Here is a 15,643-nt window from a genome sequence, read left to right as displayed (position 1 = left end):
ATGCCGCCACTCCCCGAATCGGCGCGGGCCCAGACGCCCGCGCTGCAGGTCTGCCCCAACTGCGCGGACCCGCTGGACTCCGACGACCGCTTCTGCGGGCGCTGCGGTCTCGACCTGAGCGCGCCGCCGCCCCCGGCTCCCGTTCCGCCGCCGGCGCCCGCCCCGCCCGCGCCGGCCGGCCTGCCCGTGGCCGCCTCCCCCGCGGCGCCGGCGCCCCCGGCCGCGCCGGTGTCGTCGGCCGCCCCGGTGTCGTCGGCCGCCCCGGCGTCCGCGTCGTCCGCGCCCTCCACGGTCGCCTCCGAGCCCGCCACCGACTCCTTCGTGCTCGCCCCGCCGAAGCCCGCCGGGAGCCTCCCGGGCCCCGCGGGCACGCCCGGCAGCGACGGGACGGCCCGGCCCGCCGCGGCGGAGGACGGCGACGACACCCTCGCGCTCGGCGTCCCGCTGCCCCCGGCACGGGCGTCCGACCCGCGCGGGGAACCGCCCGCCCCCGGCGGCCCGGTGTGCGTGGCCTGCGGCCTCGGCGGGGTCGACGACGACGGCTACTGCGAGCACTGCGGCCACGCCCAGCCGCGCCAGCGCGACCACCAGGAGCAGGAACTGGAGGGCGCCGCGGCGGTGAGCGACCGCGGGCTGCGGCACCACCGCAACGAGGACGCCTTCGCCCTCGCCGCCACCGCGCTGCCGGACGGCACCGCAGCGGTGGCCGCCGTGGTCTGCGACGGCGTCTCGACCGCGCACCGCCCCGACGACGCGTCGGCCGCCGCCTCCGCGGCCGGGCGCGACGCGCTGCTCGGCGCGCTGGAGCAGGGCACCGCCGCCGAGGACGCGATGCGCACCGCGCTGATGACGGCCTTCGAGGCGGTGACCGCACTCGCCGACGAGGAGGAACCGCCGGGCGCGCCGCCCCGCCACAACGCGCCCGCCTGCACCTGCGTCAGCGCGGTGGTGACCGGCGCGGTGTTCACCGTCGGCTGGATCGGCGACAGCCGCGCGTACTGGATCCCGGACGACCGCACGCTGCCCGCCGCCCGGCTCACCGAGGACGACTCGTGGGCGGCCCGGATGGTCTCGGCGGGCCTGATGTCGGAGGCGGAGGCCTACGCCGACCACCGGGCGCACGCGATCACCGGCTGGCTCGGCGCCGACGCCGTCGAGGTCGACCCGCACGTGGCGGCCTTCCAGCCGGAGGGCCCCGGAGTGGTCGTCGTGTGCACCGACGGGCTGTGGAACTACGCGGAATCGGCCGCGGAGATGGCGCAGGCCGTACCGGCCGACGCCCGCAGCCGCCCGCTGCACAGCGCCCGCACCCTGGTGGGCGTGGCCCTCGACGGAGGCGGCCACGACAACGTAACGGTCGCGGTGCTGCCGTTCCCGGCCACCGCGGCACGGGCAGGATTCCCATCCGCGTAGTCACCCGCCACGGGACGGGCGGGACTGTGAACGGGCTTTGAGGAGTTACGAGGAAGCGATGGCCATTCTTTCGAAACCGAACGTGCCGCAATTCACCGTCGACGTCTACCAGAACGAGTACCTGCCGGACGGCGGTCGCGAGGTCAACGCCGTGGTGACGGTCACCTCGACCGGTGGCGGCACGACCGGGGGCCACCCGCTGCCCGGCTCGTCCGCGGCGAGCGGCCGGGCGGCGAACGCCGCCGTGGTGATCATGGTCGACTGCTCGGGCTCGATGGAGTACCCCCCGACGAAGATGCGCAACGCGCGCGACGCGACGGCCGCCGCGATCGACACCCTGCGCGACGGCACCGCCTTCGCCGTGGTCGCCGGCACGCACGTGGCACGCGAGGTCTACCCGGCCAACGGCGGCCTGGCGGTGGCCGGCCCGGCCACCCGCGAGCAGGCCAAGCAGGCGCTGCGGCGGCTCAGCGCGGGCGGCGGCACCGCCATCGGCACCTGGCTGCGGCTCGCCGACAAGCTGCTGTCCGGCGGCGACGCGGCGATACGGCACGGCATCCTGCTGACCGACGGCCGCAACGAGCACGAGAAGCCCGAGGAGTTGCAGGCCGCCCTGGACGCCTGCGCCGGGCGCTTCACGTGCGACGCACGCGGTGTCGGAACGGACTGGGAGGTCAAGGAGCTGACCGGTATCGCCTCCGCGCTGCTCGGCTCCGTCGACATCGTCGCCGACCCGGCGGGCCTGGCCGCCGACTTCCAGGCGATGATGGAGAACGCGATGGGCAAGGAGGTCGCGGACGTCGCGCTGCGGCTGTGGACCCCGCTGGGCTCCGAGATCGTCTTCGTCAAGCAGGTCGCCCCCACCGTGGAGGACCTGACGGCACGCCGCACCGAGGCGGGCCCGCGTGCGGGCGACTACCCGACCGGCTCGTGGGGCGACGAGTCCCGCGACTACCACGTGTGCGTGCGGGTGCCCGGCGCGCAGCTCGGCCAGGAGATGCTGGCCGCGCGGGTGTCGCTGGTGCTGCCGCAGCCCGACGGCGGCACGCAGGTGCTGGCCCAGGGCCTGGTGCGCGCGGTGTGGACCGACGACATGGCGATGTCCACGCGTATCAACCCGCAGGTCGCCCACTACACCGGCCAGGCCGAGCTGGCGCAGGTCATCCAGCAGGGCCTGGAGGCGCGCAAGGCGGGCGACATGGACGGCGCGACGGCCAAGCTGGGCCGCGCGGTGCAGCTGGCCAGCGCCTCGGGGAACGAGGACACGGCGAAGCTGCTGGCGAAGGTGGTGGACGTGGTGGATGCCGCGAGCGGTACTGTGCGGCTCAAGGCCCGCGTCGCCGAGGCCGACGAAATGACCCTGGACACACGGTCGACGAAGACCGTGCGGGTGAAGAAATAGCGCACGGGGCGCCGTGGTCCGGCGCCCCGGGGCAGCTGGCGCGCACAACCTGTGGATCCGCCGCGGAAGGCGGAGGGGGAGTCGGCACGATGCTTTGTCCCAACGGCCACGAGTCCGCCGACAGCGACTGGTGCGATTCCTGCGGCATGCGGATGGCCCCGCCGCCGTCCGCGACGTACGGCTCGCGCCCCCCGTCGTCGTCGGCGTCGTCCTCGTCGACGCCGCCGGTCTCGCCGCAGCCCGTCTTCGGCCCCGGGGCGGGCGGGTCCGGCCAGCTCTGCCCGGCGTGCGGGACCCCGCGCGAGGGGCAGGCGCTGTTCTGCGAGGAGTGCCGCTACAACTTCCAGACCCACTCCCCGACGACCTTCGTGCCGCCCGGCGCCGCGGCCGCCCCCGCCCTGTCCGGGCAGCCCCCCGCGCACCCGGGGCCGCTCGCGCCGGAGCGGCCGCCGTACCAGCGCCTCGAGTCGCCGATGTCGCAGCCCTCCCGGGTCAACCGCCCCGCCGAGCCGCTGCCCTCGGAGTCCGTCACGGTGACGTCCGGCTCCGGCGACTTCCTCCTGGACCCGCCGAGCGCGCCCACCGCCCCGCCCACCGCGTCCACCCCGGCCGCCGCCGCGCCGACGGTGGTGCCGGCGCAGGGCGGTACGGGGAGCGCGTGGATGGCGGTCGTCGCGGCGGACCGGGAGTACTTCACCTCGATGATGGCCCGCAGCGGCCCGGAGGCCGGCGGCCTGTACTTCCCCGCGTACTCGCCGGAGGTGCAGCTGCCGCTGACCGGCCATCAGGTCACGATCGGCCGGCAGCGGCACAGCACGGGCGAGGCCCCGGACATCGACCTGTCGCGCGCCCCGGAGGACCCGGGTGTCTCGCACAAGCACGCGGTGCTGGTGCAGCAGCCGGACGGCTCGTGGTCGGTGGTCGACCAGGACTCGACGAACGGCACGACCGTCAACCTCGCCGAGGACCCCATCCCCCCCTACACCCCGATCCCGCTGGCCGAGGGCGACCGGGTGCACGTCGGCGCCTGGACCACGATCACCATCCGCCGGATCTGAGCGCCGGCCCGCGCTACGGGGACGCCGCCGGGACGGGCCAGGTGTCCGGGCCCCCGGGATCGTCCAGCCAGATCCACTGGCGCGACCCGTCGACGCTCATCCCGAAGCGTGTGCGGGACGGGCGCCGGTCCAGCAGCGACGGCTCACCGCCCACCGCGTCCGGCGGGATGCCCGCGCCCTCGCCGCGCAGCGGTACGAAGTAGGCGGGCGTGGACAGGAAGCGTCCCTCGGCCCGCTCCGGGCCCCGCACGTCGAGCAGCACCAGACCGGACGCGATGGGCGCGAGGATGCGCGCCCCCGTACGGCACTGCGCGATCCAGGCGGGCGGCACGGACGGCAGCTCGCACGTCGCCATGACCCGGTCGTAGGGTGCGCCCGGCGCGTGGCCGAAGGTCCCGTCGCCGGTGACCACCGTGACGGCGAGCGCCTCGGGGGTCCCGTACGCGGCGAGGTGCGCGCGGGCCGCGGAGGTGATCGCCTCCTCCAGGTCCACCGTCGTGACCGCGCCGGTGCCGTGCAGGCGGTGCGCGATGAGGGCCGCGTTGTAGCCGGTGCCGGCCCCGATCTCCAGCACCCGGTGGCCCTCGCGGATGTCCAGCGCCTCGCACATCAGCGCCATCAGCGACGGCTGGCTGCTGGAGGACACCAGCTCGCCGCCGCGGGCGACGTGGGTGGCGATCGGCTGGTCGGCGTAGGCGCCGCTCAGCCAGTGCAACCGGCGCCGCGGGTCGGGGTCGTCGGCGGCGTAGCGCGCGTCCTCGCCCGCGCCGCGGTGGTACTCGGGCACGAACAGATGGCGCGGCACCTCCTCGAAGGCGGCCCGCCACGCGGGGTCGGCGAGGCCGCCGCCGGCGACGATGCGGCGCACCATCCGGTGCCGCAGCGTGGCCGCCGCGGCCCGCATCCGCTGGTCGTGCCCCTGCCCGGCCATACCTCCATCGTGCGCCACCGGCGGGGGTCCTACGACCCGGGTCCCGGTCCGGGCGGTCTGAGAAAATGGTGGTGTGACCGACATCCCGCAGGGCAGCGCAGCGCAGCAGACGTTCTTCGAGCAGGTCGGCGGCGAGGACACCTTCCGCCGTCTGGTCCACCGCTTCTACCAGGGCGTCGCGGACGACCCGGAACTGCGGGCGATGTACCCGGAGGAGGACCTGGGCCCGGCCGAGGAGCGGCTGCGGCTGTTCCTCGTGCAGTACTGGGGCGGCCCGCGCACGTACAGCGACGAGCGCGGCCACCCGCGGCTGCGGATGCGCCACTCCCCCTTCCGTGTCGACCGCGCCGCGCACGACGCCTGGCTGCGCCACATGCGGGCGGCCGTCGACGACCTGGACCTCGCGCCCGAGCACGAGAAGCAGCTGTGGGACTACCTCGTGTACGCGGCCGCCTCGATGGTGAACACCCCCGGCTGAGCCCGGACGGGGACGGCGCCTCCCACGCCGGCGTTCCGTTTCGGTGCGCCGGGCGCGGGGGGCGTGCGGAAGGAGACCCCGGCGGCCGTTCCGCGCCCGATCTGCGGACGGTCACGATCGCATTCCGACAATCCACGCCATGTTTCGCCGCACCCCCGCCCATTGAGAGCATCCCGAGAGCAACATGACGGGGGGCTCTCGCGTGACCGGATTCGTACTGCTGCGCGTCCGCGCCCACCGGTTGCTGCTGTCCGCCGCCCTGCTGACCGTGCTGCTGACGACGTGCGTGCTGGCCGCGCTCGCCGCGTACACCGGGGCGATAGGCGACGCCGCCGTCCGCCGCACCCTCCAGCACCAGGCCGCCGACCGCTCCACCTACAACGCCAAGGCCTCACTGACGGGCAAGGACGGCAAGCGCGTCGCGGACCTCGACCGCGCCGTCCGCGAACGGCTGCGCGGCGCCTTCGACGGGCTCCCGGCGGCCGTCGCCACCAGCACCCGCTCCGGCCCCCTCGCGCTTCCCCCGGCCCTGCGCCCCGCCGGCACCCCCCGGAGCGCCGACCCGGACCTGACGCTGCTGGCCACCTTCGACCACGCGCAGCTCGCGCTCGCCGGTGGACGGTGGCCCCGGCCCGCCGCCAAGGGCTCCCCCGGCGTCGAGGTGGCCGTACCCGAGACGGTCGCGCGCACCCTGCACCTCGCCGCCGGGCGGCAGCTCACCCTCGCCGACCGGCTCGGCGGCCCGCCGCTGCACGTCACCGTCACCGGCGTCTACCGCCCCGCCGACCCCGGCTCGCCCTACTGGCAGCTCGACCCGCTCGGCGGACGCGGCATCCACACCCTGGCCTTCACCACATACGGCCCGCTGCTCGCCGACCCCGGCACCTTCACCTCCGGGCGGGTCGCCGCCGACGAGATGTCCTGGCAGGCCACCGCGGACTTCGACGGCGCCGGAGCCCGCCGTGTCGACGCGCTGGAGACCTCCGTCAAGGACACCACCGCCGCGCTCGCCGCCGACAGGGCCACCGGCGCCGCGCAGACCAGCAGCGGGCTGCCCGACCTGCTCGACGGGCTGCGCCGCAGCCTGCTCGTGACCCGCTCCACCCTGCTCATCGGCGCCCTCCAGCTGGTCATCCTCGCGGCCTTTTCACTGCTCCTCGTCGCGCAGCTGCTCGCCGAGGAACGGGCCGGCGAGACGGCCCTGCTGCGGGCCCGCGGCGGCTCGCGCGGCCGGGTCGCACGGCTCGCCGCAGGTGAGGCGCTGCTGCTCGCGGTGCCCGCCGCCGTCGCCGCCCCGCTGCTCGCCGGCCCCCTCACCCGGCTGATGGCCGGGACGGGCGCGATGGCCCGCACCGGGGTCACCCTCGGCGGCACGGGCGCGGCGGGCGCCTGGCTGGTCGCCGGGGCCGCCGCGCTGGCCTGCGCGCTCGCCGTGGTGCTGCCCGCGCTGCGGAGCACCCCGGGCACGCGCACCGGGCGCCGCCGCGGCGTGCCGGGGGTGCTCCAGGCGGGCGCGGACGTGGCGCTGCTCGCCGTCGCGGGCGTCGCCTACTGGCAGCTCCAGCGCCGCGCCTCCGGCGGCGGGGCACTCAGCGCCGACCGCTCCGGCGGGCTGGGCGTCGATCCCGTGCTGGTCGCGGCGCCCGCGCTGTGCCTGCTGGCCGGCACCGTGCTCGTGCTGCGGCTGCTGCCCCTGCTGGCCCGGCTCGGCGAACGGCGCGCCGCCCGCGGCAGGAGCCTGTCACTGGCCCTGGCCGGATGGCAGCTCTCCCGGAGACCGCAGCGCGGCGCCGGGGTGGCGCTGCTGCTCGTGCTGGCCGTGGCGATGGGCATGTTCGCAATCGGGCAGGGCGCCAGCTGGGACCGCTCGCAGCGCGACCAGGCCGATTACGCCGTCGGCGCCGACCTGCGGGTGACCGGTATGACCACGCCGCCCTTCGGCCAGGCCGGGATCTTCTCCGCCGTGCCCGGCCTCACCGCGGCAGCACCCGCGGCCCGCGAGACCCTGGTGCTGCCCAGCGGCAGGACCACCAGCGCGCTGGTCCTGGACACCGCCCAGGCCGCACGGGCCGTGCGGCTGCGCCCCGACCTGGCCGGCGGCCGCACACTGCCGGAGCTGCTCGCCCCGCTGCGCTCCACCCCGGTGACCGCCGGCCTCGCCCTCGGCGCCACCGTCCGGCAGGTGGACTTCCAGGCCACCCTCAGCTCCACCGGCGGCTCCACGGGCCGTACCGACGGCACGGACGGACCCGACGGCCCGGACCGGGTCAGCGCGGTGCTCGTCGACGCCGAGGGCGTCCCGTACGACTTCGCGCTCGGCGACCTGCCGCCGGACGGCCGCCCGCACACCCTCACGCTCGACCTGGCCCTGGCCGCCGGGAAGGGCGCCCCCGCCGGCCCCCTGCGGCTGGAGCAGCTGGAGGCGTCCTTCACCGTGCCGGACAGCGCCGAGGCCCACGTCCTCACCCTCACCTCGGCCCGCACCACCCTCGCCGACGGCACGCAGGAGCCGCTGCGCACGCTCGCGGGCACCCCCTGGAAGGCCGGCGCCGCCTTCGACGACGGCACGCTCGCGGCCGCCCCGGGCGTCACCTCCCCCGCCGTCGAGGCCCCGCGCACGAGCGGCCCCGCCCTGCTGACCCTGGCCTACCGCACCGGCGCCTTCCCCGGGAACACCTACCTGCAGAACGCCGCGACCGTCCGCGTCAGGGCCCCCGAGCCCGTGCCGCCGCCGCTGACCGGGGTGGCCACCGACGCGTACCTCAGCGCGGTCGGCGCCAGGGCGGGCGACACGATCCAGGTGCAGATCGGCAGCCTGACCACGCCGGTCAGGATCACGGCTGCCGTGCGCGCGCTGCCCGGTACCGACCCAACCGGTGCCACCAGCGGACTGCTCCTCGACCTGCGGGCCGTCAACGAGATCCTCTCCGCGCAGGACGCGCTCCCCGTCCAGCCCACCGAATGGTGGCTGGCCACCCGCCCCGGTGCCACGCAGCGCGCCGCAGCCGCACTACGCGCCCGCGACGACGTCGACACCGTCCTCGACCGCGCCGAGACCGCCGCCGGGCTGCGCGCCGACCCGCTGGGCGCCGGGCCGCAGTCCGCGCTGCCCGCCGCGGTGGTCGCCGCCGCGGTGCTGGCCGCGGTGGGCTTCGCCGTCGGCGCGGCGGGGGCGGCCCGGGAACGGCGCGGCGAGTTCGCGGTGCTGCGGGCGCTGGGCGCGCCCCGCCGGCAGCTGGCCCGCATGCTGGCCGCCGAGCAGGCCCTGCTGGTGCTGGTCTCGCTGGTCGTCGGAGTGCTGCTGGGCGCCTTCCTGACCCGCCTGATCACGCCGCTGATCGTGCTGACGGGCCAGGCCGCGCGCCCGGTCCCGCCGCTGGTCGTGGAACTCCCGGTGGGCCGGCTCGCCGAGCTGCTCGCCGTGCTGCTGGCCGCCCCGGTCGCCGTCCTGGCCGTCACCGCGGCACGCCGCGGCGATCCGGCGGCGGCGCTGCGACACCAGGTGGAGGACTGACATGCCGCCCACACCGCCCCCGCCCTCCCGCCCCGAGGACCCGCCCGGCCCGCAGGCTCCGACCGGCGCGGGCCCCGGGGTGCGCGCCGGGGGCCTGCCCGTCGCCGGATCGTGGCTGGTGCTGCGGCTGCGGGCCGCACCCGGCGGGGCACTGGCGCTGGCCGCGCTCGTCCTGGTCACGTCCTTCCTGGCCGCCGCCCTGCCGCGGGCCGTCGACCGCTACGAGGACACCGCGCTGCGGCACGCCGTCGCGAAGGCCGCCCCGCGCAACCACGGGATCTCGCTCGCCGAGGACTACGGCACGTCCGGGGACCCCGCCGGCGACCCGCTGGACCCCGCGTCCCTCGACGCCGTCGAGAAGGCCTTCCGCGCCCTGGTCCGCCCGCCCCTGCGGCTGCTGCCCGGCGGCGTGGTGCAGGGAGTGCGCAGCGGCGCGGAGGCGGAGGTCCCCGACCCCGAACTGCCGCGCACCTCCGACCACGCGCCGGGCGCCGACCTGGTCGCGCAGGCCGGACTCGCCCGGCACGCCCGCGTCGTGGCGGGCCGGCTGCCCGCGCCGGGCACCGGCAGACCCGCGCTCTCGCTGGAGGGCGCCGTCACCGAGAAGACCGCGCAGGTGCTGCACCTGAAGGTCGGCCAGACCGTCCACCTGATGAAGTTCGGCGCGACACCGCTGTCCGTGCGCATCAGCGGCATCCTCGCCCCGCGCGACCCGGAGTCCGGCTTCTGGACCGTGGACGACGACCTGCTCGCGCCGCTCGTCAGCTTCCCGCCGCACCCGATGATCGACCCGCCGAGGACGTACTGGCACTTCACCGTCCTCATCGACGGCGCCTCCGCGCAGTCCATCCCGCTGCTCGGCACCGGCGCCTCCCTCTACTGGCACCACCCGCTGGACACCGCGCGGCTCACCGCGCACGACGTGCCCGCGCTGCGCGACGAACTGGCCTCCTTCGGCAACGGCCCGCTCGCCACCCGCCTCGCGACCGACACCGGCTCCTCGGCCCTGCACTCCGTCGCCGGGGTCGGCGGGGTCCTCGCCGCCTTCGACGCCGACCGCACCGCCGCGCATCCGCCGGTGCTCGTCGCGGCCGTCGGGGTCGGCACCACCGCGCTGGCCGTGCTGCTGATGGCCGCCGGGCTCGCCGCCGGCCGCAGGCGGCGCGAGACCGCCCTGCTGCGCGCACGCGGCGGCTCGCTGCGCGGCGTCTTCGTCCGCGTGACCGCCGAGACCTCCACGGCCGCGCTGCCCGCCGGGATCCTCGGCACCGCCCTCGCCCTGCTGCTCCTGCCGACCGGGCGGCACGCGGCCGCCGTGGCACTCGGCGCGCTCGTGACCGCGGCCGGCGTGCTCGCGCTGCCGCTGCGGGCCACCCTCGCCGTACGCCGGCCGCGCCCGGCCGAGCGCGAGGACCTCGTGGCGATCCGCCCCTCGCGGCGGCGGCTCGTCCTGGAGCTGACCGTGGCGCTGCTGGTCGCCGGGGCGGTGGCGACGCTGCGGCGGCGCGGCTCCGCGGACGGTTCCGACCCGTACCTGGCAGCCGCGCCGGTGCTGGTGGCGGTGGCCGCGGCGCTGGTGCTGCTGCGCCTCTACCCGCTGCCGCTGCGCCGGCTCGCCCGGCCCGCCGCCCGGCTGCGGGGGGCCGTGGCGCACCTGGGGCTCGCACGGGCCGGACGGGCGCCGGACGGGGGACCGCTGCCGCTGGTGGCCATGCTGGTCGCGCTGACGGTCGCGTCCTTCGGCGGTTCGGTGCTTGCCGGGATCGCGCACGGGCGGGACCGCGCGGCGGCGGTCGCCGTGGGGGCCGACGCCCGGGTCGACTCGCTCTTCCCGCTGGACGCCGCACTGCCGGCCAGGGTCCGCAAGGTGCCGGGGATCGGCGACGTGGCCGCCGTACGGGTCGAGCCGCACGCCGCCGACCAGGACATCCCGCAGAACTACGAACTGCTGGTCGTCGACGACCCGGCCGCGTACGCCCGCATCACCCGCGACGCGGGCCTGCCGGACCTCCCGCCGGACGCGTTCGGCCCGGGCGCCGCGGCGGGGGCGCACGGGCCGCTGCCCGCCGTCGTCTCGCCGAAGATCGCCGGCCTGCTGGGCGGCCGTACCACGCACGTGCCCACCGACGTCGGCGGCTGCGATATCCGCCCGGTGGCGACCCTTTCCTCCACCCCGGCCGCCACCGACGGCGAGTTCGTCATCGTCTCCGCGGCGCAACTGCACGCCCAGCACGCTCAGCTCGGCGCGCTCCCGCAGTACGGCGGGCCGACGATGCTGCTCGCCACCGAGGCGCCCGGGCAGCACATCGACACCGCCGCGCTGCGCGACGTCGCCGCCCACACCGGGCCGAACGCCGCCACGGTGCTGCTGCGCTCCGAGCAGCGCGCCGCGATGGCCGACACCCCGCTCCAGCACGGCGCCCGCACCGTGTACCTGTCCGCCGTCGCCGCGGGAGCCGGCTACAGCGCGCTGGCCCTGCTGCTGTCCCTCATGGCCGCTGCGCCCGGGCGCACCGCGCTGCTGGCGCGGCTGCGCACGATGGGACTGACACGCCGGCAGTCCCGGCGGCTGGTGCTGCTGGAGATGCTGCCGCAGGTGCTGCTGGCGGCAGTGGGCGGTGCGCTGGTGGGCCTCGCGGCGATACCGCTGCTCCGTCCCGGCATCGACCTGGGCACGCTGGCCTTCGGCAGCGGGACGGGCACCACCTCGGCGGTGCCGCCGCCCGCCCTGGCGGTGACCCTCCGCGCGGACCCCTGGTCGCTGGCCGTACCCTCCGCGGGGCTGGTCCTGCTGGCCTGCGCGGTCCTGCTGGCCCAGGCGTGGGCCGCCGCACGACGACACGAGAGCACCGAGCTGAGAGCGGGTGACCGGACGACATGAGCGACGACGACGTGACGGCGGACGCGGCGGACGGCGGTACGGCGCCCGCACCCGCACCCGCACCCGCACCCGCACCCGCGAGCCTCGCCGACCTCGAACGGCTGGCCGCCGAACGCCGCGACCGTGCCGCCTGGGGCCAGGACGCGCTGATCAGCTGCGACCGGCTGGTACGGATCTTCACCGCGGACGGCGTGGAGGTACAGGCCCTCCAGGGCCTGGACCTGCTGGTCGCCAAGGGCGAACTGATGGCCCTCGTCGGGGCGTCGGGCAGCGGGAAGTCGACGCTGCTCAACATCCTCGCCGGGCTCGACGTCCCCACCGCGGGCGCGGCCTCGGTCGGCGGCTACGACCTGCTCGCCATGGACGCCAGGTCGCGGCTGCGCTACCGGCGGGAGGTCGTCGGCTTCATCTGGCAGCAGACCTCCCGCAACCTGCTGCCCTACCTGACCGCCGCGCAGAACGTCATGCTGCCGATGCAGCTCTCCGGCGGCTCCGGCCCGCGCGGGCGCCGCCGCCGCGCCGCCAGGGCGGCCGACCTGCTCGGCCTGCTGGGCGTCGCCCACTGCCAGGACAGGCGCCCCGCGCAGATGTCCGGCGGCGAGCAGCAGCGCACGGCGATCGCCGTCGCCCTCGCCAACGACCCGGAGGTCGTGCTGGCCGACGAGCCCACCGGCGAGCTGGACTCCACCACCGCCGAGCAGGTCTTCGCCTCGTTCCGCACCGCCAACGAGCAGCTGGGCACCACGGTCGTGGTCGTCACCCACGACCAGTCCGTCGCCGACGCCGTCCACCGCACGGTCGCCATCCGCGACGGGCGCACCGCGTCCGAGGTCGTCCGGCGCACCGAGATCGACGAGCACGGCCGCGAGTCGGTCGTCGCCCGCGAGTACGCCACCGTCGACCGGGCGGGCCGCCTCCAGCTCCCGCAGGACTACACCGAGGCCCTGGCCATCCGCCGCCGCGTCCTGCTGGAACTCCAGCCCGACCACATCACCGTCCGCCCCGACGACCACCCCACCGCTCAGCAGTAGCCGGCCGCAGCGGCCGCGTCCGGCGGGCCCGCGCCCGCCCGCTGCCTCACGCCGGGGTGAAACTCAGCCCGGCGCCCGGGGCCCCGCGGCGGATCGCCACCGAGCCGTACGCCGTACGCAACCGCGTCCACGGGCCCGCCGCCAGCAGCGCCACGGGGGCCTCGGTGGGGACGGCGCCGTCACCGCCGCGCAGGAAGCCCAGCGCGTGGGCGGCGTGCACCACCCGCAGCGTGGTGCCCTGGCAGGGGCGCGTCCACAGCTCCTCCGCGAGCGCGTCCAGCGCCGCCCGCGTCCGCTCCTCCCGGGGCAGCCGCTCGGTGCGGGCCCGGAATTCCGCGACCGCCTCGGCGGCGGCCGCACGCACCTGGCCCGGGTCCAGCTCGGCGACCCGCTGCCAGCCGGTGCGCGGAGGCAGCACCCCGGCCCAGGCGGGCCCGGTGACGGACGGCGGCAGCGCGAAACCCTCCTCCGCCGCCGTCACCTCCTCCAGCAGCTGCCCGGCGGACACCGTGGCGTCGACCGCCGCACCCACCGGCCCGGCCCCGCGCAGCGCGGCACTGCGCACGGCCAGCACGCCGCCGAACGGCGGGTGCCCGAAGACCCCGAGCGCCGCCTCGCCCGGCGCGGACCGCAGCCGCACGACCGCCGCCTTGTCCCAGCGCACCAGCCGCCCGAGGAAGGCGGCCAGGTCCGCGGCCTCCCGCTCGCCGTCACCGCCCGCCCCGCCCGGCCCGCGGGCCCCGGACGGAGCCCCGGCGGAGCCGCTGTCATGGCCGAGCACCAGCCGCACTGCGGTCATACGGCGACGGCCCCGTCGCCGTCACGCTCGTCGTCGCGGTACTTCTCCAGGAAGGCCCGCTCCTCCGGCGTGATCCGCCGCGGACGTCCCTCGGCCAGGTTGTACGGCACCACGACCGTCGTGGCCCGGGCGTAGACCGTCTCGTCGTCCCTGACCTCGTAGGCGACGGTCATGGACGCCGCCGATATGTGCGTCACCCACGTCTCGACGACCACCGGCTCGTGCCGGTGCACCAGCGGCCGCAGGTAGTCGATCTCGTGCCGCGCCACCACGGAGCCGCCCGTGAAGGACGCGCTCCCCTCCCCCGGCGCCAGGCGGAACATGAAGTCGATCCGCGCCTCTTCCAGATACCGCAGGAAGACCACGTTGTTGACGTGCCCGTAGGCGTCCATGTCCCCCCAGCGCAGGGGGCAGCGGAAGACGTGTCGTGCCATCAGCCGCGTGTCAGCTTCTTGTAGGTGGCGCGGTGCGGCCGTGCGGCGTCCGGCCCCAGCCGCTCCACCTTGTTCTTCTCGTACGACTCGAAGTTGCCCTCGAACCAGAACCACTTCGAGTTGCCCTCGTAGGCCAGGATGTGCGTCGCCACCCGGTCCAGGAACCACCGGTCGTGGGAGACGACCACGGCCGCACCGGGGAACTCCAGCAGCGCGTTCTCCAGCGAGGACAGCGTCTCGACGTCGAGGTCGTTGGTCGGCTCGTCCAGCAGCAGCAGGTTGCCGCCCTGCTTGAGGGTCAGCGCCAGGTTGAGCCGGTTGCGCTCACCGCCGGAGAGCACCCCGGACGGCTTCTGCTGGTCCGGCCCCTTGAAGCCGAACGCCGACACGTAGGCCCGCGACGGCATCTCGACCTGGCCGACGTTGATGTAGTCCAGGCCGTCCGACACGACCTCCCACAGCGTCTTCTTCGGGTCGATGTTGGACCGCCCCTGGTCGACGTAGGAGATCCGCACCGTCTCGCCGACCTTGATGCTGCCGGAGTCGGCCTCCTCCAGCCCCTGGAGCATCTTGAACAGCGTGGTCTTGCCGGCGCCGTTGGGGCCGATGACGCCCACGATGCCGTTGCGCGGCAGCGTGAACGACAGGTCGTCGATCAGCACCTTGTCGCCGAAGGCCTTCGACAGGTGCTCGACCTCGACCACGACGGAGCCCAGCCGCGGGCCCGGCGGGATCTGGATCTCCTCGAAGTCGAGCTTGCGCACCTTGTCGGCCTCGGCCGCCATCTCCTCGTAACGCGCCAGGCGCGCCTTGGACTTGGCCTGCCGACCCTTGGCGTTGGAGCGCACCCACTCCAGCTCTTCCTTGAGGCGCTTCTGCCGCTTGGCGTCCTTCTGGCCCTCGACCTTGAGCCGGGACGCCTTGTTCTCCAGGTAGGTGGAGTAGTTGCCCTCGTAGGGGATGGCCCGGCCGCGGTCCAGCTCCAGGATCCACTGGGCCACGTTGTCCAGGAAGTACCGGTCGTGGGTGACGGCCACGACCGTGCCGGCGTACTTGGCCAGGTGCTGCTCCAGCCACTGCACGGACTCGGCGTCCAGGTGGTTGGTCGGCTCGTCCAGCAGCAGCAGGTCGGGCGCCTCCAGCAGCAGCTTGCACAGCGCCACCCGGCGCTTCTCGCCACCGGACAGCGTGGTCACCGGCCAGTCCCCGGGCGGGCAGCCGAGCGCGTCCATGGCCTGCTCGAGCTGCGCGTCCAGGTCCCAGGCGTCGGCGTGGTCGAGCTTCTCCTGGAGCCGGCCCATCTCGTCGAGCAGCGCGTCGGAGTAGTCCGTCGCCATCAGCTCGGCGATCTCGTTGAAGCGGTCCAGCTGGGCCTTGACCTCGGCCACGCCGTCCTGCACGTTCTCCAGCACGGTCTTGGACTCGTCGAGCGGCGGCTCCTGGAGCAGCATGCCGACGCTGAACCCGGGCGACAGGAACGCGTCGCCGTTCGACGGCTGCTCCAGACCCGCCATGATCTTCAGGACGGTGGACTTTCCGGCGCCGTTCGGACCGACCACACCGATCTTCGCGCCGGGCAGGAAGCTCAGCGTCACGTCATCGAGGATGACCTTGTCGCCGTGCGCCTTGCGCGTCTTGCGCATCGTGTAGATGTACTCAGCCAAGAGAAACCGTCCGGCAGATCGAGAAGGGCCAATGTGCG

Annotated in this window: 11 protein-coding genes; 7 read left to right on the top strand and 4 right to left on the bottom strand. The window is 75.9% G+C overall.

The features are described from left to right. The 3 genes from ACH4SE_RS10180 to ACH4SE_RS10170 all read left to right on the top strand — a co-directional run bounded on the left by ACH4SE_RS10180 (position 1) and on the right by ACH4SE_RS10170 (position 3,873). A complete protein-coding gene (locus tag ACH4SE_RS10180) occupies positions 1 to 1,413 on the top strand; it encodes a PP2C family serine/threonine-protein phosphatase (protein ID WP_398542869.1) in 1,413 nt (470 codons plus the stop codon). A 58-nt stretch (positions 1,414 to 1,471) separates the two neighbouring features. Further along, complete coding sequence (locus ACH4SE_RS10175; protein ID WP_398542868.1) at positions 1,472 to 2,815, top strand: VWA domain-containing protein; 1,344 nt, start codon at positions 1,472 to 1,474, stop codon at positions 2,813 to 2,815. Between the two features lie 89 nt (positions 2,816 to 2,904). Then, entirely contained in the window at positions 2,905 to 3,873 is a 969-nt protein-coding gene (locus ACH4SE_RS10170; protein ID WP_398542867.1) for an FHA domain-containing protein, read from the top strand. A gap of 13 nt (positions 3,874 to 3,886) precedes the next feature. On the opposite strand, the gene ACH4SE_RS10165 is transcribed toward ACH4SE_RS10170, so the two are convergent. Continuing rightward, a complete protein-coding gene (locus ACH4SE_RS10165; RefSeq protein WP_398542866.1) occupies positions 3,887 to 4,804 on the bottom strand; it encodes a methyltransferase domain-containing protein in 918 nt (305 codons plus the stop codon). A 73-nt stretch (positions 4,805 to 4,877) separates the two neighbouring features. Between ACH4SE_RS10165 and ACH4SE_RS10160 the strand changes: the two genes are divergently transcribed. The 4 genes from ACH4SE_RS10160 to ACH4SE_RS10145 all read left to right on the top strand — a co-directional run bounded on the left by ACH4SE_RS10160 (position 4,878) and on the right by ACH4SE_RS10145 (position 12,708). After that, positions 4,878 to 5,282 carry a globin gene (locus ACH4SE_RS10160; protein WP_398542865.1) on the top strand — a complete coding sequence of 135 codons (405 nt, stop codon included), beginning with the start codon at positions 4,878 to 4,880 and terminating at the stop codon, positions 5,280 to 5,282. A gap of 202 nt (positions 5,283 to 5,484) precedes the next feature. Then, a complete protein-coding gene (locus ACH4SE_RS10155; protein ID WP_398542864.1) occupies positions 5,485 to 8,796 on the top strand; it encodes an FtsX-like permease family protein in 3,312 nt (1,103 codons plus the stop codon). Between the two features lies 1 nt (position 8,797). Continuing rightward, positions 8,798 to 11,677, top strand: coding sequence for an FtsX-like permease family protein (locus ACH4SE_RS10150; RefSeq protein ID WP_398542863.1), 2,880 nt, complete (start codon positions 8,798 to 8,800; stop codon positions 11,675 to 11,677). Continuing rightward, positions 11,674 to 12,708, top strand: coding sequence for an ABC transporter ATP-binding protein (locus tag ACH4SE_RS10145; RefSeq protein ID WP_398542862.1), 1,035 nt, complete (start codon positions 11,674 to 11,676; stop codon positions 12,706 to 12,708). Before ACH4SE_RS10150 ends, ACH4SE_RS10145 begins: the two co-directional genes overlap by 4 nt. Positions 12,709 to 12,754: 46 nt before the next feature. On the opposite strand, the gene ACH4SE_RS10140 is transcribed toward ACH4SE_RS10145, so the two are convergent. From ACH4SE_RS10140 to ettA, 3 genes are read right to left on the bottom strand one after another with little or no spacing between them, the layout of a single operon-like run. Beyond that, positions 12,755 to 13,507, bottom strand: a complete 753-nt coding sequence (locus tag ACH4SE_RS10140; protein ID WP_398542861.1) for a hypothetical protein — start codon at positions 13,505 to 13,507, stop codon at positions 12,755 to 12,757. Then, entirely contained in the window at positions 13,504 to 13,941 is a 438-nt protein-coding gene (locus ACH4SE_RS10135; RefSeq protein ID WP_398542860.1) for an acyl-CoA thioesterase, read from the bottom strand. The genes ACH4SE_RS10140 and ACH4SE_RS10135 overlap by 4 nt, the downstream gene beginning before the upstream one ends. Continuing rightward, positions 13,941 to 15,605, bottom strand: coding sequence for an energy-dependent translational throttle protein EttA (gene ettA, locus ACH4SE_RS10130; RefSeq protein WP_398542859.1), 1,665 nt, complete (start codon positions 15,603 to 15,605; stop codon positions 13,941 to 13,943). Before ettA ends, ACH4SE_RS10135 begins: the two co-directional genes overlap by 1 nt. Positions 15,606 to 15,643 lie beyond the last annotated feature (38 nt).

The organism is Streptomyces sp. NPDC020983, from assembly GCF_044333485.1.
Taxonomy (GTDB): Bacteria; Actinomycetota; Actinomycetes; order Streptomycetales; family Streptomycetaceae; genus Actinacidiphila.
The sequence above is the reverse complement of the archived record's forward strand: the minus strand, read 5'-3'. Positions and strand labels throughout refer to the sequence as shown.